Source organism: Streptomyces sp. NPDC048664, from assembly GCF_040650555.1.
Classification (GTDB): Bacteria; Actinomycetota; Actinomycetes; order Streptomycetales; family Streptomycetaceae; genus Streptomyces.
Map to the genome: position 1 here is coordinate 52,151 of NZ_JBEZHK010000020.1, position 17,665 is coordinate 69,815.

The window sequence follows — 17,665 nt, forward strand, 5'->3', positions numbered from 1 at the left end:
CGCATCCCGTGCGCGGCAATGGCCTCCTCGTCAGATCTGCTGTCGTCCGTCACGCGTGAGCGCGACGGCAAACGCGAACAGCACGGACGACTGCTGTCGACCCTATAGGGGTCGTCCGTCGATCGCGGTACGGACTCAGATGCCGACCTTGATGCGCGTGAAGCGCTTCAGGGTGACACCCGCCTCGTCCAGAATCTTCTGGACGGACTTCTTGTTGTCCAGCGCGTAGGGCTGGCCGAGCAGCGTGGCGTCCTTGAAGAAGCCGTTCAGACGACCCTCGACGATCTTGGCGAGCGCGGCCTCGGGCTTGCCCTCGGCGCGCGTGGTCTCCTCGGCGACGCGACGCTCGGACTCGATGACCTCGGCCGGGATGTCCTCCTTGGCGAGGTACTTCGGCGCGAAGGCGGCGATGTGCTGGGCGATGCCCTTGGCGACGTCGGCGTTCGGCTTGTCGAGCTCGACCAGGACACCGATCTGCGGCGGCAGGTCGGGCATGGTGCGGTGCATGTACGCCAGCACGAAGCCGTCGGCGAACTGCGCGAAGCGGTCCAGGACGATCTTCTCGCCGAGGTTGGCGTTGGCCTCGTCCACGAACGCCTGGACGGTCTTGCCGGGCTCGATCTCGGAGGCGAGCAGGGCCTCGAGGTCGGCCGGCGAGGTCTTGGCGACGTGCTCGGCGATGGTGCTGGCCACGGCCTGGAACTTGTCACCCTTGGCGACGAAGTCCGTCTCGCACTTCAGCTCGACCAGGACACCGGCGGAGTTGTCGTCGGCGATGATGGAGACCACGGCGCCGTTCTCGGCGGAGCGGCCCTCGCGCTTGGCGACGCCCTTCTGGCCCTTGATGCGGAGCGCCTCGACGGCCTTCTCGACGTTGCCCTCGGCCTCGTCCAGCGCCTTCTTGCAGTCCATCATGCCGGCACCGGTCAGCTCACGGAGCTTCTTGACGTCGGCGGCGGTGTAGTTCGCCATGATCTGTGAATCTCTTCTCGGAGTTCGAAGTCTCGAAGTCGGCGACGGCCCCGGATCGATCGGGCCACCACCAAGGATCTACGGGCTGCGGATGAACGGCGGGTGGCGCGCTCGGCGCCACCCGCCGTCACTTCAGCCGAACGGCCCTGAGGTTCAGGCCTGCTCGCCCTCGGCGGCCGGGGCCTCGGTGGCCTCGGCCTCGGCGGCGGGAGCCTCGGCGGCAGGAGCCTCCGTGGCGGGGGCCTCGGCAGCGGCCGGAGCCTCGTCGGCCTTCTTCTCACCCTCGAGCAGGTCGCGCTCCCACTCGGCCAGCGGCTCGCCCGCGGCCTTCTCGCCCTTGCCCTCGGTGGCGACGCCCGAGCGGGAGATGAGGCCCTCGGCGACGGCGTCGGCGATCACGCGGGTGAGCAGGGTGACGGAGCGGATCGCGTCGTCGTTGCCCGGGATCTTGTAGTCGACCTCGTCGGGGTCGCAGTTGGTGTCGAGGATGGCGACGACCGGGATGTTGAGCTTGCGGGCCTCGCCGACCGCGATGTGCTCCTTCTTGGTGTCCACGATCCAGACGGCGCTCGGCACCTTCTGCATCTCGCGGATACCACCGAGGGTCTTCTCCAGCTTGGCCTTCTCGCGGGAGAGGACCAGCAGCTCCTTCTTGGTCAGACCGGAGGCCGCGACGTCCTCGAAGTCGATCTGCTCAAGCTCCTTCAGGCGCTGCAGACGCTTGTAGACGGTCGAGAAGTTGGTGAGCATGCCGCCCAGCCAGCGCTGGTTGACGTAGGGCATGCCGACGCGGGTGGCCTGCTCGGCGATGGCCTCCTGCGCCTGCTTCTTCGTGCCGACGAACATGACCGTGCCGCCGTGGGCGACGGTCTCCTTGACGAACTCGTAGGCGCGGTCGATGTACGACAGCGACTGGAGCAGGTCGATGATGTAGATGCCGTTGCGCTCGGTGAAGATGAAGCGCTTCATCTTCGGGTTCCAGCGACGGGTCTGGTGACCGAAGTGGACGCCGCTCTCCAGCAGCTCCCGCATCGTGACGACGGCCATGGCCGTTCTCCTTGAGTTTCTCGGTTGTGCCGCGGGTGCCGGGTGGCACTCGCGCCTGACGCCCGCGATGCGCTGTGCCGCGAAGGACCGAGGAGCGCTGACACCGGTCGGTGAGGAGCCTGATGTCGGGGCGTGCGAAGTCGACCCGGTGACCCGGATCGCCATGAGAAGTGTACGGGACCGGCGGAGTGACAGGTGACGCCGCTGCCCACAACCGGGCGGTTGTCCACAGAACCGGCGGCGATCCGGCGGAGTGCGGGACGGTTCCCGCATGCGAACCCCCCATCGGGCGCGGATCCGGTCCGTGCCGCTGCTCGCCCTCGCGACCGTCCTGACCTCGGCGGCGTGGGCGGGACCGCCCGCGCGGCGGGGACCGACCCCGCCGGACCCGGCCGCCGCCGTGCCTGCCGTGGCCCGGCTGTGGCCGGTGGGTACGCGCCCCGCGGTCGTCCGGGGCTGGGATCCGCCGGAGACTCCCTACGGTCCGGGCCACCGGGGCGTGGACCTGGCCGCGCGTCCGGGTGATCCGGTGCGGGCGGTGGCGGACGGCAGGGTGGTCTTCGCGGGCGAGGTGGCGGGGCGCGGCGCGGTCTCGGTGGAGCTGTCGGGGACGGGCTCCCCGCCGCTTCGGACGACGTACGAGCCGGTGCGGGCGTCGGTCCACGAGGGCGACGCGGTCTCGGCGGGCGACGTGGTGGGCACCCTGGAGGCCCCGGCGGTCCACTGCCTCAGCACCTGCCTCCACTGGGGTCTGCGCAGGGGAGCCGCCTACCTCGACCCGCTGTCCCTGCTCCCGCCCTGGCTCCTGTCCCGAGGGCCGTCCCGCCTGCTCCCGCTGCACGCTCCGGCGCGGTGAGGGGCGGCCCGGGGACCTCCCGGCGCCTCGTCGTGAGCGCCCCGCTCAGCCCGTCACTCCCCGGAGGGCCATCGCCACCGCCGTCTCCGTGATGGCGTCAGGGGACTCCGCCGCGCCGAGTTCGACACGCCGCACCGCCGCGTCGACCACGCCCTGGACCAGCATCGCCGCCAGTCGCGGCTCGCGGTGCCCCATCGCGCCGAGCGCCTCGACGATCATCGCGACGAGCCCGCCGTGCGCGGCCCGGATCTTCTCGCGCGCCCCGGCGTCGAGCTCGCTCGCCGAGATGGCCACCACGGCACGGTGGCGCCGGTCGCCGACCAGGGCCAGTTGCCGGCGCACATACGCCTCCACCTTCGCCTCGGGCGAGTCCGCGCCGGCCATCGCCGCCTCCACCTCCGCCGCCCACACGGGGAAGTCGACCGCGCACAGCTCCTCGACCACGGCAGCGCGGGAGCGGAAGTACTCGTACACGGACGAGCGCGCGAGGCCCGTCCGCTCGGCGAGCGCCGGGAACGTCAGCGCCTCCGTACCGCCCTCGGACAGAAGGGACCGCGCGGCGTCCAGCAGGGCGGCTCGCTGCATCGACCGGTGCTCGGCCACGGAGGCCGCTCGAATCCTTGGCACGCCGCCCACTCTACGGAGCCGGCGCCGCGGACGGGAGCCGCACTCACCCCGCGCCGGGGCGGCACACCGCCGGCCACGACGTCTCAGCGCCCGAACGCGGCCAGCTTCGCGCGCAGCTGGAGCACGGACTTGGTGTGGATCTGGCTGACCCGGCTCTCGGTCACCCCGAGCACGTTGCCGATCTCCGCGAGTGTGAGGCCCTCGTAGTAGTACAGCGTGACCACGGTCTTCTCCCGGTCGGGCAGGGTGTTGATCGCCCGCGCCAGGAACCGGCGCAGCTCCCGGTCCTCGGCGACCTCCACCGGGTTGTCCGCGGTGGTGTCCTCCAGGGTGTCCATCAGGCTGAGCCGCTCGCCCCCCTCGCCCCCCACGTGCAGCAGCTCCTCCAGCGCCACGACGTTCGCCAGGGACAGCTGGCTGAAGACGGCGTGGAGGTCCTCGACCCCGATGCCCATCTCCTCGGCCACCTCCCCCTCCGAGGGGGTCCGCCGCAGCCGCGCCTCCAGGGTCGCGTAGGCGCGCTCGACGCTGCGCGCCTTCTGCCGCACCGACCGGGGGATCCAGTCCAGGGCCCTGAGCTCGTCGATCATCGCCCCGCGGATCCGCGTGATGGCGTACGTCTCGAACTTGATCTCGCGGTCGATGTCGAACTTCTCGATCGCGTCGATCAGCCCGAACACGCCCGACGACACGAAGTCGGCCTGCTCGACGTTGGCCGGCAGCCCCACGCTCACACGCCCCGCCACGTACTTCACCAGCGGTGAGTAGTGCAGGATCAGCTGCTCCCGCAGCCGCTCGTCCCCCGTCTCCTTGTACGAGCGCCACAACTCGGCAAGGGTCGAGGGAGCGGGCGGGCGCACGCTGCCGCCGTCACGGGCGGCTGGGGGAATCGCCGCCCGGTCGGACCCGGAGGTGTGCTGGGGCATTCGTCGCCTTGTGCCGTTCTGCCGTGAGCTTGGGGATGTCCGGATGAGGTGTCGGTCTGGTGTGGGGATACCGGCCTGTACCGGGATCCTCGTGAGCGTAGCGTGACTGTGGCGTCGCAGTGCGCGAAGGGCGAGGGATCACCCGTGCGCGAACGGGTGGGGCGGGGGGCCTGCCCGGACCTCGGCCGTCGCCGTGCGTATTCGTCGGAAAGAGTCAACTGCGGGATTTGCCAAGGCTGTCGGAGTTCGCCCGGACGGCCGAACACGCTCGGTCAACACCGGCGGTGATCTTGTCGGGGGGCCGTCACCGCCTGGCGTGTCAACTTCCAGCCATCGCCGTGTCGTTCGACGAAGCCAAGCGATCGGAGTTCGTACAGCCTGGCGACGGCCTCGTCCTCGGTCGTCCGCGCCCCGCACGCGACGTCGTCCACGGACGCCGCGCCCTGCCCGGGCAGGGCGGCGAGAACGCGTCGGGCGGCCGGTTCCAGCAGATCACGGGGCACCACCGGCCCGCGCCGGTCGGGCGCCAGCTCCCCCATATCGCCCACCAGTTCGACGACCTCCGCGGCGTCGCCGACCAGGACCGCCTCGCCGCGCAGGAGTTCGTGGACCCCGGCGGAGAGCCCGCTGGTGGCCGGCCCGGGTACTCCCATCGTGTGGCGTCCCAACCGCTGTGCGGCGCGCGCGGTGACGAGCGAGCCGCTGCGGTGGGCGGCCTCGACGATCACCGTGCCGCGTGTGAGCGCGGCGATGACTCTGTTGCGCACCAGGAACCGGCTGGGTGTGGGGTGCTCGCCGGGCGGCAGCTCCCCGATCACCAGCCCCTGCTCCGCGATCCTCGTGATCAGGCCGGTGTGACCGCGCGGATACGGCCGGTCGACACCACAGGCGAGCACGGCGACGGTCGCGCCGCCCGCGCCGAGCGCTCCCCGGTGCGCGGCCCCGTCGACCCCGTAGGCGCCGCCCGACACCACGACCCAGCCGCGCTCGGCGAGCCCGGCGGAGAGGGTGGCCGCCATGTGCGCGCCGTACTCGGTGCAGGCGCGCGCGCCGACCACGGCGACCGAGCGCAGGGCCCATACGCGCAGGCTGGGCGTGCCGCGCACCCACAGTCCGACCGGCCTGGCGTCCCCGAGGTCGTCGAGCTGGGCGGGCCACTCGGGGGTTCTGGGCCACACGAACCGTACGCCCGCCGCCCGGGCCGATTCCCAGTCCCGCACCGGTTCGGCCCGGGCGGCCCGCGCCCGCAGCCCGGCCCAGCGCCGATCCGTCACGCCCGGCAGCCGCAGGTCGGCGCGCAGCCGCCGAGCCACCTCCTCGGCGCCGTGCTCCCGCAGCCAGCGGCCCGCCACCACGTCCCCGGGTTCGAGGACCCGGCAGAGGAAGACCCTTTCGAGGCACTCGGGGTCCGGGGCTGCGGCTTCGGGCGCGGTCATACCAACGCCCCGATCGCCATCGGCACTCCCCGGGGCACACCGGTGCGCAGATGCAGGGCGAGCGCGACGTCCGTGGCGTCGGGCCGGTCGTGCCCCACCAGGTCCGCGACGGTCCACGCCACCCGGAGCACCCGGTCCAGCCCCCGGGCCGTGAGCACGCCGCGCTCCAGGGAGCGCTCGGCCTCCTCCAGCGCCCCGCTCGCCGCGCGCCAGTGGCCGCGCAGCTCCCGTCCCGGCACCTCGCTGTTGGTCCGCCAGGGCGTGCCCGCCAGCCGCGCCGCCGCCCGCTCCCTGGCCGCCAGGACCCGGCCCGCGACCGCGGCGGTGGACTCGCCGCCACGGTGCCCGGCCAGCTCGGCACGGGTGACCGCCTCCACCTCGACCCGCAGGTCGACCCGGTCCAGGAGCGGGCCGGACAGCCTCGTCCGGTAGCGGCGGATCGCCGAGGGCGGGCACTCGCACAGGGTGTCGAGCCGGGAGAAGCGCCCGCAGGGGCAGGGGTTGGCCGCGAGGACCATCAGGAACCGCGCCGGGAAGCGCACCACACCGGCGCTGCGCGCGATCACGACGTGCCCGGACTCCAGGGGCTGCCGCAGGGCCTCCAGCGCCCGGCTGCTGAACTCGGGGGTCTCGTCCAGGAAGAGGACGCCCCGGTGGGAGAGCGACACCGCGCCCGGCCTGGGGATGCCGGGGCCGCCGCCGACGAGCGCCTGCATGGTGGCCGAGTGGTGCGGGGCGCAGTAGGGCGCCGCGTCGATCAGCGGCTTGTCCACCGGGAGCAGACCGGCCACCGAGTGCACCGCGGTGACCTCCAGCGACTCCTGCCGTCCGAGCCTCGGCAGGATCGCGGGCAGCCGCTCGGCCAGCATGGTCTTGCCCGCGCCCGGGGCCCCCTCCAGGAACAGGTGGTGCCCACCGGCGGCGGCGACCTCCACGGCCGTGCGTGCCGAGGTCTGACCCACGACGTCCGCCAGGTCCAGGCCCTGGTCGTGCTGCGCGGTTCCGGCGCCGTGGGCTCCGGTGGCGGCGCCGGTGCCCGGGAGGCGCAGACCGGCGAGCAGCGGATCCGGGCCGTCCCGGGCGTCAGGTTCGTCGTCGGGCTCCGGCTCGTCCGTGAGCAGGGCGATCAGCCGGCGCAGGCTGCGGACACCGAGCACGGACACGCCGGGCACCAGCGAGGCCTCGTCGGCGGCGCACTCCGGCACCACCACCTGCTCGTATCCCGCGTCCGCCGCGGCGAGGACGGCCGGCAGGATGCCGCGGACGGGCCGCACGCGGCCGTCCAGGCCCAGCTCGCCGATCATCACGATGTCGGCGAGCACCCGTGGATCGATCCGCTCGGCGGCACCGAGCACCGCGCAGGCGACGGCGAGGTCGAACCCGCTCCCCGCCTTCGGCACGGACGCGGGGCTCAGCCCGACCGTGAGCTTCTTGGACGGCCACTCGCCCCCCGAGTTCACCACGGCGGCACGGACCCGGTCCCGGCTCTCCGTCAGGCTCTTGTCGGGCAGGCCCACCAGGGTGAAGGCCGCCACGCCCGGTTCGAGGTCGGCCTGGACCTCGACCACCACACCCTCGACTCCGGCGAGGGCCACCGAACAGGTGCGCGCGAAGCCCATCACGCCACCCCTCGCGCGTGCTCGACGACCGGGGCCCCGCGCGCGGGCAGGACGACACCGATCACGTCGATGCGGACGCCTCCCGGTGGGGCTCCGCCGTGGGCCTGCGTCCAGTGTTCGGCCAGCCGCCGCAGCCGCTCGGCCTTCGTGCGCGTCACGGCCGCCATCGGGTCCTGGAAGCCCCGGCCGCTGCGGGTCTTGACCTCGCAGACGACCAGCACGTCACCGTCCCGGGCGACGATGTCGATCTCGCCGCTCCTGCCGCAGCGCCAGTTGCGCTCCAGGACCGTCATCCCGGCGGCCGCCAGCCGCCGGGCGGCCAGGTCCTCGCCGTACCTGCCGAGTGCACCTCGTGCGTTCATGTCGGCACCTCCTCCGGCGCCAACCGTCACGCATCCGCCCCCACGCAGTGGATCTTGGTGGATGACTCGGCGGCTGTGGAGAACTCCGTCACCCGCTCGGGAGCTCCAGGTCGCTCTTGTTCAGCTCCTCGATGTTGACGTCCTTGAACGTCAGCACCCGCACCTGCTTCACGAAGCGGGCCGGCCGGTACATGTCCCACACCCAGGCGTCCGCCATGGACACCTCAAAGAACACCTCACCCTGCACCGAGTGGACCTGCATCTCGTAGTCGTTGGTGAGGTAGAAGCGCCGCTCGGTCTCGATCACGTATTTGAACAGACCGACGACATCGCGGTACTCCCGGTAGAGCTTCAGCTCCATCTCGGTCTCGTACTTCTCGAGGTCCTCGGCGCTCATGGCATGTTCCCCTTCAGCCGTGCGATCCCCCCATTGTGCGCCAGTCCCGCGGGCCTCTAGACAATTTCCGTGTCAAGGACCTCGGGCCGGGCGGGCGGGCCTTCGTCGAGCACCCTGCGCAGCAGCTCGGCGAGTCGTTTCGGGTACACCGTCTCATGCGTCCGGGCCAGTTCCCCGCACGTCCACCATCGCGCTCCGGCGACACTGCGCCGTTCCAGCTCGGTCAGGCCTCCGGGGGTGGTGGCCGTCTGGGCCGTACGGGCCAGGAAGTACCACTCGTCCTGGTCCCAGCGGCGCCCGGCGAACGGGAACGAGCACCTGCGCCGCCACAGCACCGGACCGAGGTCGACCTCGGTGACGCCGGTTTCCTCGGCCAGCTCGCGCAGCGCGGCCTGCTCGCGGCTCTCCTCGCCCTCCACACCGCCGCCGGGGGTGAACCACCAGTCGTCGGTCGGATCGTCCGGCTCGTGCCCGTGCAGCAGCAGGATCCGGTTCTCGGCGTCGAGCAGCACCACCCGGGCCACCCGGCGCGGCGCCGAGGAGTCGGCGAGGGTCGGTTCAGCGGGCACCGGCGAGCTCCGCCGGGCTGCTCCGCCGCCTGCGGCGCCTCGCGAGCCCGGCCACCGGACCGTAGGCGGCGCCGCCCATCACGAGCACCGCGCCCGCCACGATCGAGCCGACGATCAGCCACAGCGGTCCGGGCGACGAGATCGGCCCGAGCGCCTCGAAGCCGGTCGGGCGCTTCAGCATGCCGTTCATCGGCCAGGCCACGGCGTCCACCCGGGCGTCCACGGCGCTGCGCGGCACCGTGCCGCTGAACGCCTCCGTCAGGTGTGCCGTGGAGTCCAGGGAGCCCTGGCGGGCGTCGCCCAGCAGGAACAGCCGGCCCTTGGGCACCGTGATCGTGGGGATCTGCTTCCACTCGGCGGGGCCGCCCTTGGGGAGGTACGGCTCCTGGATCTCCTTGTGGTCGACGGTCAGCTTGCCCTCGGTGCAGCAGGCGACGGTGTCCCCGCCGACCGCCACGACCCGCTTGACCAGAGGCATGTCGCCCCAGCTCTTCTGCCGGAAGACGACCACGTCACCGCGCTGGATGTCGGCGCCGTCGATGCGCTCGGCCAGGACCCGGTCCCCCGCGGCGATGGTCGGCGACATCGACTCGGTCGGCACCGTGTAGGGCTTGTACGCCACGGCACCCCAGGCGAAGCCACCGAGGAAGAGGACACAGCCGAGGGCCACGGCCAGTCCCGACAGTATTCCGCCGAGCCGCCCGCGGCCCTCATCCGTACGCCCAGTCGTGCTCATCCCGGTGCTCCCCAGGTCGGAGATTCGATCCCGGAGCCCGCACCGGGCCCCGGAAGATCAGCGATCTGGGATCGCACCCTACCCGGCGGTACCGCCGCCAGAAACCCTCGGACCGGTCTCGGCCGGGCGCGCCATGATCCGCCGCCTGCGCCACAGGACCAGGGGAGCCGCACCCGTCAGGCCGAGTGCCGTGGGAGCGGTGACGCTCAGGCCCTGGTCGAAGGTGTCCGGGATGGGCAGCGTGTTCCAGCGGGTGGGGGGCCAGGCGATGACGATGGCACGGCCCACGACGTTGCCCACCGGCACGAAGCCCTGGTACTTGTCCTGCTGGTGGTAGCGCGAGTCGAGCGAGTTCTGCCGGTGGTCGCCCATGACCCAGATCTTGCCCGGCGGGACCACCACCTTGAACTGGCCGCCCTGGTCGTCCACGCTGCACGGCGTGTTGCCGGCGTACACGTACGGCTCGTTCAGCGTCTTGCCGTTGACCGTCAGCGGGCCGGTGCCGCGGCACTCGATGGTGTCGCCCGCGACGCCGATGACCCGCTTGATCAGGTCCTTCTCCTCCGCGGACGGCATCAGGCCGATCCAGCTGAGGGCGGTCTGCAGGGCGTTCGGGCTGCTGACCGGCTCCCCGGCGAGCCAGTTGTCCGGGTCGTGGAAGACCACGACCTCGCCGCGCGAGGGCTCGGAACCGAACCAGGGCGTGAGTTTGTCGACCAGGACCCGGTCACCCTGCTGGAGGGTGTTCTGCATCGAGTCCGAGGGAATCGAGAACGCCTGCACCAGGAACGTCTTGATCAGCAGCGCCAGCACCAGGGCGATGCCGATCAGGAGGGGAAGCTCCTTCCAGAACGAGCGCTGCCGGTTCGGGCTCGGGGTCTGTCCGCCGTGGCCCGGGGCGCCGCCGCCCGAGGAGCCGCTCCCGGAACCCGCGCGGTCCTCCGGGGCCGGGGAGGCCGAGTCGTCGGACCGCTCCGGCTCTTCGGGACCTTCGTGTCCGGATCGTGCGCCGACCGCCAAATCCCCCACGTCCACTCCTCACTCCGTATCGCCGCCGGCGTCCCAGTCGACGCAGGCCCACCACTCCCATAACGAGCGGGAGTTCCGCAGGGCTCGGGAGAGGGATCAATCCGTATCGATCCGCGGAGGCCACCCTATGCGACGGACCGAGTGCGGTCGTCGACCCGCTCCGCACCGACGCGTAAGTGTCCGGCTCTTTCAGTCGAGCCCAGTGCCCGATGGGCCAGCCGATGACCATGGCCCGGCCGACGACGGAATCCTCGGAGACGGTACCGCTGAACGCCTCGGTCCGGTGGTAGCGCGAGTCCGCCGAGTTGGCCCGGTGGTCGCCCATGACCCACAGCCGCCCCGGCGGCACGGTCACCGAGAAGGTGAGATCCGAAGGTGTGTTCCCAGGGTGAATGTAGGGCTCGTTCAGGGGGGTGCCGTTGACGGTGACGCGCCCCTGCGTGTCGCAGCACTTGACGGTGTCCCCGCCCACCGCGACGACGCGCTTGATCAGGTCCCTGTCGTTGTCCGAGGGCAGCAGGCCGATCCAGGTGAGCCCTTCCTTGACCTGCTTGACCACGACGGGGTCGTTCTGTTTCGTCGTCTTCTCCCCGGCCAGCCAGTCGCCGGGGTCCCGGAACACGACGACGTCGCCGCGCTGCGGCTTGGACCCGAACCACGGGGTCAGCTTGTCGACCAGGACGCGGTCGCCGATCTGGATCGTGTTCTCCATCGAGCCGGACGGGATCACGAAGGCCTGCACCAGGAACGTCTTCAGGACCAGGGCTATGAGGACGGCCACACCGACCAGGAGGGGTATCTCCCGGACGGCGGAGCGCCTCCGCTTGCGTTTGACCTTGCGCTGGAGCTTGCGGCGCTCGGCACGGCTGCGGCCCGTGGGAGCGCTGCCCCCGGCGCGTCGTGCGCCGGTGGGCAGGAGGTTCTGTGCGACGGTGTCCGTGGTCGCGCTGCGCGGCTTTCCGCGGCTACCCATGGGCACCGCCGGCGGCGGGCACGCGCGCGTAGGCGCCGGTCCGCGGGACGTGACCGAGGCGCCCGAAGGGCCAGAGCACCCAGTCGGCCCTGCCGATCACCGCGCCGACCGGCACCATGCCGCCGCCGGGCGAACCGAGGTGGTCGCGGGAGTCGCTGGAGTCGGCGCGATGGTCGCCGAGCAGGAAGAGCGTGCCCGGGGGCACGACCGCGTCGAAGGGAACGTCGGACGGACGGTTCCCCCGGTACAGGAACGACGACTCGTCGACCGGCCGGCCGTTCACCTCGAGTCTCCCCTCCTTGTCACAGCAGACCACGTGGTCCCCCCCTACACCTACTACCCGTTTGACGTAGTCGGCGTTCCCGAAGTATCCGGTGCCGTCGAACACGACGACGTCTCCCCGCTGTGGCTTCGATCCGAAACGGTACGCCAACTTATTTACGAGAACGCGGTCCCCAACCCTCAATCCCGGCTCCATCGAGCTGCTGGGAATGTCGAACGGCTGGAGGGCGAAGGTACTGAGTGCGAGGGCGAAGAGCAGGCAGGCCAGCGCGGTCAGGGTGACGCGCCCGCCGGGCAGCCGGTCGAGCGCCCCGGGCGGCAACGCGAAACGCGACCGTCCCTCCTGACCCGCCGCGTCCGAGGTCGTCTCGGAGAGGGCCGGGCCGGAGGAGCGGTCGCGCTCCTGGTGCTGTGCTTCGGTGTCCATCGGAGCCAGATGCTATCCGGCTCCGCTGTGGACCCCGTGAAGCGCTCAGTTGTCGCGCTTCTCCTTGATCTTCGCCGCCTTGCCGCGCAGCTCGCGCAGGTAGTACAGCTTGGCGCGACGGACGTCACCGCGGGTGACGAGCTCGATCTTCTCCACGATCGGGGTGTGCACCGGGAAGGTGCGCTCGACGCCGACGGAGAAGGAGACCTTGCGGACCGTGAAGGTCTCGCGCACGCCGGCACCCTGGCGACGGATCACCACACCCTTGAACTGCTGCACACGGGAGCGGTTGCCCTCGATGACGCGGACGTGCACGTTGACCGTGTCGCCCGAGCGGAAGGAGGGGACGTCGCTGCGCAGCGACGCGGAGTCGACGGAGTCGAGCAGGTGAGACATTGCGTCTGCTTTCCTCGCCCATGCCACAGGTCATCGGCGGAAGGTAGGTTTTCGATGAGGAGCCGGCCTCGTCGGGGCGGGCGTCGTGTCCCCCTGTGGCAGGGGCGCACGCCGGACGGCGGACAGCAGCGGCCTATTCTTCCATGCCCTCGTGCCTGCGCCAAAATCGGCCGTGCGAGGCCCCCTCGGGATCGGGTGCCCAGCCGAGGATGGAGAGCATTTCGCGGTCCTTCTTGTCGAAGGCCGCCGGCTCGCACCGCTCGATGAGGTCGGGCCGGTTGGCCGTCGTGCGCCGCAACGCCTCGTCGCGGCGCCAGCGGGCGATCTTCCCGTGGTGGCCGCTGAGCAGGACCTCGGGGATGTCGCGGCCGCGCCAGGCGGGCGGCTTGGTGTAGACGGGCCCTTCGAGGAGGTTCGCCATCGCGCCGGGCGCGAAGGAGTCGTCCCGGTGGGACTCGGCGTTGCCGAGGACTCCGGGAAGCAGCCGGGCCACCGCCTCGGTGATGACGAGGACGGCCGCCTCGCCGCCGGCCAGGACGTAGTCGCCGATGGACACCTCGTAGACCGGTGTCCGCGTCGCGTACTCGTCGACGACCCGGCGGTCGATGCCCTCGTAGCGGGCGGGCGTGAAGATCAGCCAGGGGCGGGCGGAGAGCTCGACGGCGAGTTCCTGGGTGAAGGGACGGCCGCTGGGGGTGGGGACGATCAGGGCGGGCTCGCCGGAGCCCTTCTCGTAGCCGTCGGCCAGGACGTCGTCCAGCGCCTCGCCCCAGGGGTCGGTCTTCATGACCATGCCGGGACCGCCCCCGTACGGGGTGTCGTCGACGGTGTTGTGGCGGTCGTGCGTCCAGGCCCGCAGATCGTGCACCTGGACGTCGAGCTGTCCGCGTGCGCGGGCCTTGCCGACGAGGGAGACGTTCAGCGGTTCGAGGTACTCGGGGAAGATCGTGACGACGTCGAGCCGCATCACGCCTCTCCCCCGTCGCCACCGGCTTCGCGGTGTTCCTCGGAGTCCCTGCTGGAGGCGACCTCGGCGCGGTCGTCGATCAGACCGGGCGGCGGGTCGATGACCGCGCGCTGCTCCTCGAGGTCGATCTCGACGACGATCTGGGACACGAACGGGACGAGGACCTCGTCGCCGTCGGGCCGCTCGACCACGAAGAGGTCCTGGGAGAGCAGGTGGGAGATCTCGGTGATCCGGCCGACCTCCGTGCCGTCCACGGTCACCACGTCCAGGTCGATGAGCTGGTGGTCGTAGTACTCGTCCTCGTCCTCCGGCGTCTCGTCCGGGTCGACGTCGGCGATCAGCAGGGTGTTGCGCAGCGCCTCGGCGCCGGTGCGGTCGGCGACACCCTCGAACCGCAGCAGGAGCCGGCCGCTGTGGACCCGTCCGGTCGCGATGGTCAGCGGGCCGGTCGAGGCCGGTTCGGTGAGCAGGACCGCACCCGGGGCGAGCCTGAGTTCCGGCTCGTCGGTACGTACCTCGACGGTGACCTCGCCCTTGATGCCATGGGCGCGGCCGATCCGTGCGACTACCAGCTGCACTGTGCTTGATCTCCCATCTCACCGGACCGCGCGTCCCGCGGCTCGGACATACGACTGCGGGCCGGGGAGGGCCCAGTGGCCCTCCCCGGCCCGAGCCGGTGCTGCGCTAGCCTCACTTCAGCGGACTTGGTCCACGTCGACGAGGTCGACCCGGACGCCGCGTCCGCCGATGGCACCCACGACGGTGCGCAGGGCGCGTGCGGTGCGGCCGTTGCGGCCGATCACCTTGCCGAGGTCGTCGGGGTGGACCCGGACCTCCAGTACACGCCCGCGACGCAGGTCGCGCGAGGCAACCTGCACATCGTCAGGGTTGTCGACGATGCCCTTCACGAGGTGCTCGAGAGCCTCCTCGAGCATGCTCAGGCCTCGGTCGACTCGGAGGACTCGGCGGCAGCCTCGTCCTTCTTCTCAGCCTTCTTCTTCTGGGTGATGGCCTCACCCTTGCCCGCGTCGTCGCCGCCGAGAGCCTCGAAGGACGGACGGGTGCTCTTGACCTCGGCCACCAGCAGCGGCGCCGGGGCGGGCTCGCCCTTGAACTTCTGCCAGTCGCCGGTCTTCTTCAGGATGGCGAGGACGGGCTCGGTCGGCTGGGCGCCGACGGAGAGCCAGTACGCCACGCGGTCGGCGTCGACCTCCATGACGGACGGGTTGTACGTCGGGTGGTACTTGCCGATCTCCTCGATCGCACGGCCGTCACGGCGGGTGCGGGAGTCGGCGACGACGATGCGGTAGTGAGGCGAACGGATCTTGCCCAGACGCTTCAGCTTGATCTTGACTGCCACGGGAGTGGGTTCTCCTGGATTGACGTGTGAGGCACGGCGGGACGGCCGCGTGGGGTTGCGGTACCCGAGTTGCCCGATGGACGCGTCAGCCGGAGGAGAGAGGGGTCCTATGCGACTGTCGAGTACAGCTAGACATTGTGCCACACCCCGGGACGGGCTTCGGACGGGCGGCCGAGATGGGTGCGGGCACGACAAAGGGACACCCGGCGCCGGGCCCCCGGGCGTGGACGACGCCCCCGGCGCACCGTCAGGTGCCGTGATGGGACGGAGGGAGACGGGACGGACCGAGTACGGCTGCCACGAGCAGCCGTCGCTCAGCCAGCCGCCGCCCCCACCGGCTCCGGGATGCGGAACGGCTTGCCGCAGCCGCCGCACATGATCGGGGCCTGGGCCAGGACCGAGGGGACGACGCGGACGTTGCGCCCGCAGTCGCAGACGGCCTTGACGCGGACGCCGCCCCCCGAGGAGCCGTGCCGCGCCGCCGGACCCCGGAACGACCGGGTCGTGTCCGAGGCCGTGGCCACCGTGTGCGCCTTCAGCGCGCGGTGGAGGCGCTCCATGGTGGGCCGGTAGCGGCGCCTCGCCTCGGGGTTGAGCGTGACCAGGGAGAAGCCGCTGCTGGGGTGCGGCTCCTCGGGGTGGTCCAGGCCCAACTCCTCGGCGATCGCGAGGAATCTGCGGTTGTGATAGCGGCCGGCGCGGGAGGTGTCGCGTACCCCGCGGGCGGCCGCGATGCCGTGGACTGCTTCATGAAGCAGTCGCTCGAAGGAGAGTTCGTGTCCGCAGGCGGACGACGACTCTCCGATCAGGGATTCGGGCGCGGCAAGATCGGGCAGCTCGGGGTGGTACCTCTGAATGTCGGCCCACGCCTGCGCCAGCTCTGCGGCGAGTACAGGTGGTGTCGTGCTCACGTAATGACAACGAGCCTGAGGGCTCCGTTGTTCCTATTCCGGGGCATCCCAAATATTTTGCACTTACCCGTCAGTTGTCCCTGATGCGCCCTGAGGAGGGCGTGTGCGCCGATCCATGGAGAAGCCTCGCAGGTCACGACAGGACGGTGCGTAGTCATACATACGCCTCGACACGTAACCGACGTACGCACGCCGTGACTCCAGCGGTCCCCGGATGCGCAAGAGGTGTTTCAGCCGCGCTCCTCGTATCTCTCTCAGCGCCGGCGGCGGCCGTGACGTTACTCGGGGTGCCGTCCGCGCCGGACGCCGCCCGTCCACCGATGGCCGGACACCCTACGGTCGCCACGGCCGCCACCAGCCCGATCCCGTCCCCCGGGTGTGCGGACCTTGGCCGGATCCTTGCGATCACACGGTTCACGGGGGCGTGACGGAGCGGCCATCGGGGGGCACGGGCGCACGAACAGCTCACAAGGAGTGCGCCACACCCCCTGGACGCCATCACGCGTGCGGAGTTACCTGACATACGGGAACCCAGGGGGGAGCACCAGCGCACGGCACGGGGGTACGGGATCGGGCACCACTGCACTCTCGTCGATTGGGGCGTTTTCCATGACACCAACGCTCGCGCGGCAGCACCGTCCCCGTGCGGGGGCGGCTTCGCGCGTGGACCGGCGCGCGCGTGCGCGTGACTGGGCCGAGATTCAGGAACGGATGCTCGTACCGCTCTACGAGGCCGTCTACGAGCGGCTGGAGGTGGGGCCCGGAACCCGACTGCTCGGGCTCGGCTGCGGTACCGGGCTGGCCCTGCTGCTGGCCGCCGCCCGGGGCGCGTCGGTCACCGGTGTCGACCGGGGTGCGCGCGAACGACTGGCGCTCGCCCGGGAGCGGTTGCGGGTGGGGGCGCGCGGGGAGCACACCCGGATCCTCGACGGCTCCCCGCGGGACGCGGCGCCCGCCGCCGGCGCGCCCGGGTACACCCTGCTGACCGCCTTCGAGCCCGCCGGGCACCCGGCGGGCGACGGCACCGGGGGCCCGCTCGCGGAGCGGCTCGCCCAGGCGACGTCTCTCGCCGAGCCCGGGGCCACCGTGGTGCTCACCGGGTGGGGGCCACCGGAGCGGTGCAGCACCTCCTCCGTCCTGCGCGTCGCCACGAAACTGGCCGATTCCGCGGACGAGGCGGGGGGCTGGCGGCCGGCCCGGCGGGACGACCTGGAGGACACGGCGCGGCGGTGCGGGCTGCGGCCGGACGGGTCGGGGCGGGTGTCCTGCCCGTTCGGGTACGCCGACACGGGGAGCGCGGTGCGGGGGTTGCTGTCGACCGGGGCCTTCGACGCGGCGATCGACACGACGGACGGGGAGCGGGTGGGGAAGGAGCTGGAGGAGGCTCTGCATCCCTATCGTCGGGGCGACGGGACGGTGTGGATGGGGAACGTGTTCCGGTATGTGGTGGCGCGCGTACCGTAGTCGCCTGCGGCGGGCTTCGGGGGGCGGCGCGTCGGCTGGTGCGGGTGCGTCGTGGGGTTTGCGCAGTTCCCGGCGCCCCTTCAGATCGTGCCCGGGCCGGTGCGATGACGGGTGCCCGTGCGTCGTGGGATTCGCGCAGTTCCCCGCGCCCCTCGATACGCCGGGCGGCGCTGGAACGTGCGGGTGCGTCGTGGGGATCGCGCAGTTCCCCGCGCCCCTTCAGATCGTGCCCGGGCCGGTGCGATGACGGGTGCCCGTGCGTCGTGGGATTCGCGCAGTTCCCCGCGCCCCTCGATACGCCGGGCGGCG

The 17,665-nt window shown here is 71.7% G+C and carries 20 protein-coding genes and 1 pseudogene; 2 read left to right on the forward strand and 19 right to left on the reverse strand.

Features of this window, described 5'->3' with window-relative positions; all coding sequences use genetic code 11:
* Nucleotides 1-135: 135 nt before the first annotated feature.
* Together tsf and rpsB are read right to left on the reverse strand one after the other, a co-directional pair.
* A complete protein-coding gene (gene tsf, locus AB0C59_RS21860; RefSeq protein WP_363007003.1) occupies nucleotides 136-972 on the reverse strand; it encodes a translation elongation factor Ts in 837 nt (278 codons plus the stop codon).
* Nucleotides 973-1,125: 153 nt separating this feature from the next.
* Entirely contained in the window at nucleotides 1,126-2,019 is an 894-nt protein-coding gene (rpsB, locus tag AB0C59_RS21865) for a 30S ribosomal protein S2 (protein WP_363007005.1), read from the reverse strand.
* A gap of 271 nt (nucleotides 2,020-2,290) precedes the next feature.
* Here rpsB and AB0C59_RS21870 point away from each other — a divergent pair, with 271 nt between their 5' ends.
* A complete protein-coding gene (locus AB0C59_RS21870) occupies nucleotides 2,291-2,875 on the forward strand; it encodes a M23 family metallopeptidase (protein ID WP_363007007.1) in 585 nt (194 codons plus the stop codon).
* A gap of 45 nt (nucleotides 2,876-2,920) precedes the next feature.
* Here the strand turns inward: AB0C59_RS21870 and AB0C59_RS21875 are convergent, their stop codons facing one another.
* The 17 genes and pseudogenes from AB0C59_RS21875 to AB0C59_RS21955 form a co-directional block, all read right to left on the reverse strand.
* A complete protein-coding gene (locus AB0C59_RS21875) occupies nucleotides 2,921-3,478 on the reverse strand; it encodes a TetR/AcrR family transcriptional regulator (RefSeq protein ID WP_363007151.1) in 558 nt (185 codons plus the stop codon).
* A 107-nt stretch (nucleotides 3,479-3,585) separates the two neighbouring features.
* Nucleotides 3,586-4,428 carry an RNA polymerase sigma factor WhiG gene (gene whiG / locus AB0C59_RS21880; RefSeq protein WP_363007009.1) on the reverse strand — a complete coding sequence of 281 codons (843 nt, stop codon included), beginning with the start codon at nucleotides 4,426-4,428 and terminating at the stop codon, nucleotides 3,586-3,588.
* Nucleotides 4,429-4,700: 272 nt separating this feature from the next.
* Nucleotides 4,701-5,864: a DNA-processing protein DprA gene (gene dprA, locus AB0C59_RS21885; protein WP_363007011.1), complete on the reverse strand. Its 1,164-nt coding sequence runs from the start codon at nucleotides 5,862-5,864 to the stop codon at nucleotides 4,701-4,703.
* Nucleotides 5,861-7,483 carry an ATP-binding protein gene (locus AB0C59_RS21890; protein ID WP_363007013.1) on the reverse strand — a complete coding sequence of 541 codons (1,623 nt, stop codon included), beginning with the start codon at nucleotides 7,481-7,483 and terminating at the stop codon, nucleotides 5,861-5,863. Before AB0C59_RS21890 ends, dprA begins: the two co-directional genes overlap by 4 nt.
* A complete protein-coding gene (locus AB0C59_RS21895; RefSeq protein ID WP_363007015.1) occupies nucleotides 7,483-7,875 on the reverse strand; it encodes a YraN family protein in 393 nt (130 codons plus the stop codon). Before AB0C59_RS21895 ends, AB0C59_RS21890 begins: the two co-directional genes overlap by 1 nt.
* A gap of 58 nt (nucleotides 7,876-7,933) precedes the next feature.
* Complete coding sequence (locus AB0C59_RS21900) at nucleotides 7,934-8,242, reverse strand: DUF2469 domain-containing protein (protein ID WP_003993268.1); 309 nt, start codon at nucleotides 8,240-8,242, stop codon at nucleotides 7,934-7,936.
* Between the two features lie 56 nt (nucleotides 8,243-8,298).
* Nucleotides 8,299-8,811 carry an NUDIX hydrolase gene (locus AB0C59_RS21905; protein ID WP_363007017.1) on the reverse strand — a complete coding sequence of 171 codons (513 nt, stop codon included), beginning with the start codon at nucleotides 8,809-8,811 and terminating at the stop codon, nucleotides 8,299-8,301.
* The gene (gene lepB / locus AB0C59_RS21910) at nucleotides 8,801-9,547 is read right to left on the reverse strand and encodes a signal peptidase I (protein WP_363007019.1); all 747 of its coding nucleotides are present in this window, start codon (nucleotides 9,545-9,547) and stop codon (nucleotides 8,801-8,803) included. The genes AB0C59_RS21905 and lepB (AB0C59_RS21910) overlap by 11 nt, the downstream gene beginning before the upstream one ends.
* 78 nt (nucleotides 9,548-9,625) lie before the next feature.
* On the reverse strand, nucleotides 9,626-10,576 hold the full coding sequence (lepB, locus tag AB0C59_RS21915; protein ID WP_363007020.1) for a signal peptidase I: 951 nt from the start codon (nucleotides 10,574-10,576) through the stop codon (nucleotides 9,626-9,628).
* Nucleotides 10,488-11,549: pseudogene (lepB, locus tag AB0C59_RS21920) on the reverse strand (signal peptidase I); the annotation flags it as partial. The pseudogene lepB (AB0C59_RS21920) and the gene lepB (AB0C59_RS21915), both read right to left, overlap by 89 nt.
* Nucleotides 11,542-12,258 (reverse strand): signal peptidase I, encoded by a 717-nt coding sequence (gene lepB, locus AB0C59_RS21925; RefSeq protein WP_363007021.1) that lies wholly within the window; start codon nucleotides 12,256-12,258, stop codon nucleotides 11,542-11,544. The gene lepB (AB0C59_RS21925) and the pseudogene lepB (AB0C59_RS21920), both read right to left, overlap by 8 nt.
* 45 nt (nucleotides 12,259-12,303) lie before the next feature.
* A complete protein-coding gene (rplS, locus tag AB0C59_RS21930; RefSeq protein ID WP_363007023.1) occupies nucleotides 12,304-12,654 on the reverse strand; it encodes a 50S ribosomal protein L19 in 351 nt (116 codons plus the stop codon).
* Between the two features lie 133 nt (nucleotides 12,655-12,787).
* On the reverse strand, nucleotides 12,788-13,621 hold the full coding sequence (gene trmD, locus AB0C59_RS21935) for a tRNA (guanosine(37)-N1)-methyltransferase TrmD (protein ID WP_363007025.1): 834 nt from the start codon (nucleotides 13,619-13,621) through the stop codon (nucleotides 12,788-12,790).
* Nucleotides 13,621-14,199 (reverse strand): ribosome maturation factor RimM, encoded by a 579-nt coding sequence (gene rimM / locus AB0C59_RS21940; protein ID WP_363007027.1) that lies wholly within the window; start codon nucleotides 14,197-14,199, stop codon nucleotides 13,621-13,623. The genes trmD and rimM overlap by 1 nt, the downstream gene beginning before the upstream one ends.
* A 117-nt stretch (nucleotides 14,200-14,316) precedes the next feature.
* Nucleotides 14,317-14,556 (reverse strand): RNA-binding protein, encoded by a 240-nt coding sequence (locus AB0C59_RS21945; protein ID WP_033321114.1) that lies wholly within the window; start codon nucleotides 14,554-14,556, stop codon nucleotides 14,317-14,319.
* A 2-nt stretch (nucleotides 14,557-14,558) separates the two neighbouring features.
* Entirely contained in the window at nucleotides 14,559-14,981 is a 423-nt protein-coding gene (rpsP, locus tag AB0C59_RS21950; protein WP_363007030.1) for a 30S ribosomal protein S16, read from the reverse strand.
* Nucleotides 14,982-15,295: 314 nt separating this feature from the next.
* The gene (locus AB0C59_RS21955) at nucleotides 15,296-15,892 is read right to left on the reverse strand and encodes a hypothetical protein (protein ID WP_363007032.1); all 597 of its coding nucleotides are present in this window, start codon (nucleotides 15,890-15,892) and stop codon (nucleotides 15,296-15,298) included.
* A gap of 609 nt (nucleotides 15,893-16,501) precedes the next feature.
* Here AB0C59_RS21955 and AB0C59_RS21960 point away from each other — a divergent pair.
* Nucleotides 16,502-17,356: an SAM-dependent methyltransferase gene (locus tag AB0C59_RS21960; RefSeq protein WP_363007034.1), complete on the forward strand. Its 855-nt coding sequence runs from the start codon at nucleotides 16,502-16,504 to the stop codon at nucleotides 17,354-17,356.
* Nucleotides 17,357-17,665 lie beyond the last annotated feature (309 nt).

Bases quoted from the DNA above. Each gene is read 5' to 3' on its own strand.
- tsf (WP_363007003.1), bottom strand. From the start codon at position 972: ATGGCGAACTACACCGCCGCCGACGTCAAGAAGCTCCGTGAGCTGACC.
- rpsB (WP_363007005.1), bottom strand. From the start codon at position 2,019: ATGGCCGTCGTCACGATGCGGGAGCTGCTGGAGAGCGGCGTCCACTTC.
- AB0C59_RS21870 (WP_363007007.1), top strand. From the start codon at position 2,291: ATGCGAACCCCCCATCGGGCGCGGATCCGGTCCGTGCCGCTGCTCGCC.
- whiG (WP_363007009.1), bottom strand. From the start codon at position 4,428: ATGCCCCAGCACACCTCCGGGTCCGACCGGGCGGCGATTCCCCCAGCC.
- dprA (WP_363007011.1), bottom strand. From the start codon at position 5,864: ATGACCGCGCCCGAAGCCGCAGCCCCGGACCCCGAGTGCCTCGAAAGG.
- AB0C59_RS21890 (WP_363007013.1), bottom strand. From the start codon at position 7,483: ATGGGCTTCGCGCGCACCTGTTCGGTGGCCCTCGCCGGAGTCGAGGGT.
- AB0C59_RS21900 (WP_003993268.1), bottom strand. From the start codon at position 8,242: ATGAGCGCCGAGGACCTCGAGAAGTACGAGACCGAGATGGAGCTGAAG.
- lepB (WP_363007019.1), bottom strand. From the start codon at position 9,547: ATGAGCACGACTGGGCGTACGGATGAGGGCCGCGGGCGGCTCGGCGGA.
- lepB (WP_363007021.1), bottom strand. From the start codon at position 12,258: ATGGACACCGAAGCACAGCACCAGGAGCGCGACCGCTCCTCCGGCCCG.
- rplS (WP_363007023.1), bottom strand. From the start codon at position 12,654: ATGTCTCACCTGCTCGACTCCGTCGACTCCGCGTCGCTGCGCAGCGAC.
- trmD (WP_363007025.1), bottom strand. From the start codon at position 13,621: ATGCGGCTCGACGTCGTCACGATCTTCCCCGAGTACCTCGAACCGCTG.
- AB0C59_RS21945 (WP_033321114.1), bottom strand. From the start codon at position 14,556: ATGCTCGAGGAGGCTCTCGAGCACCTCGTGAAGGGCATCGTCGACAAC.
- AB0C59_RS21960 (WP_363007034.1), top strand. From the start codon at position 16,502: ATGACACCAACGCTCGCGCGGCAGCACCGTCCCCGTGCGGGGGCGGCT.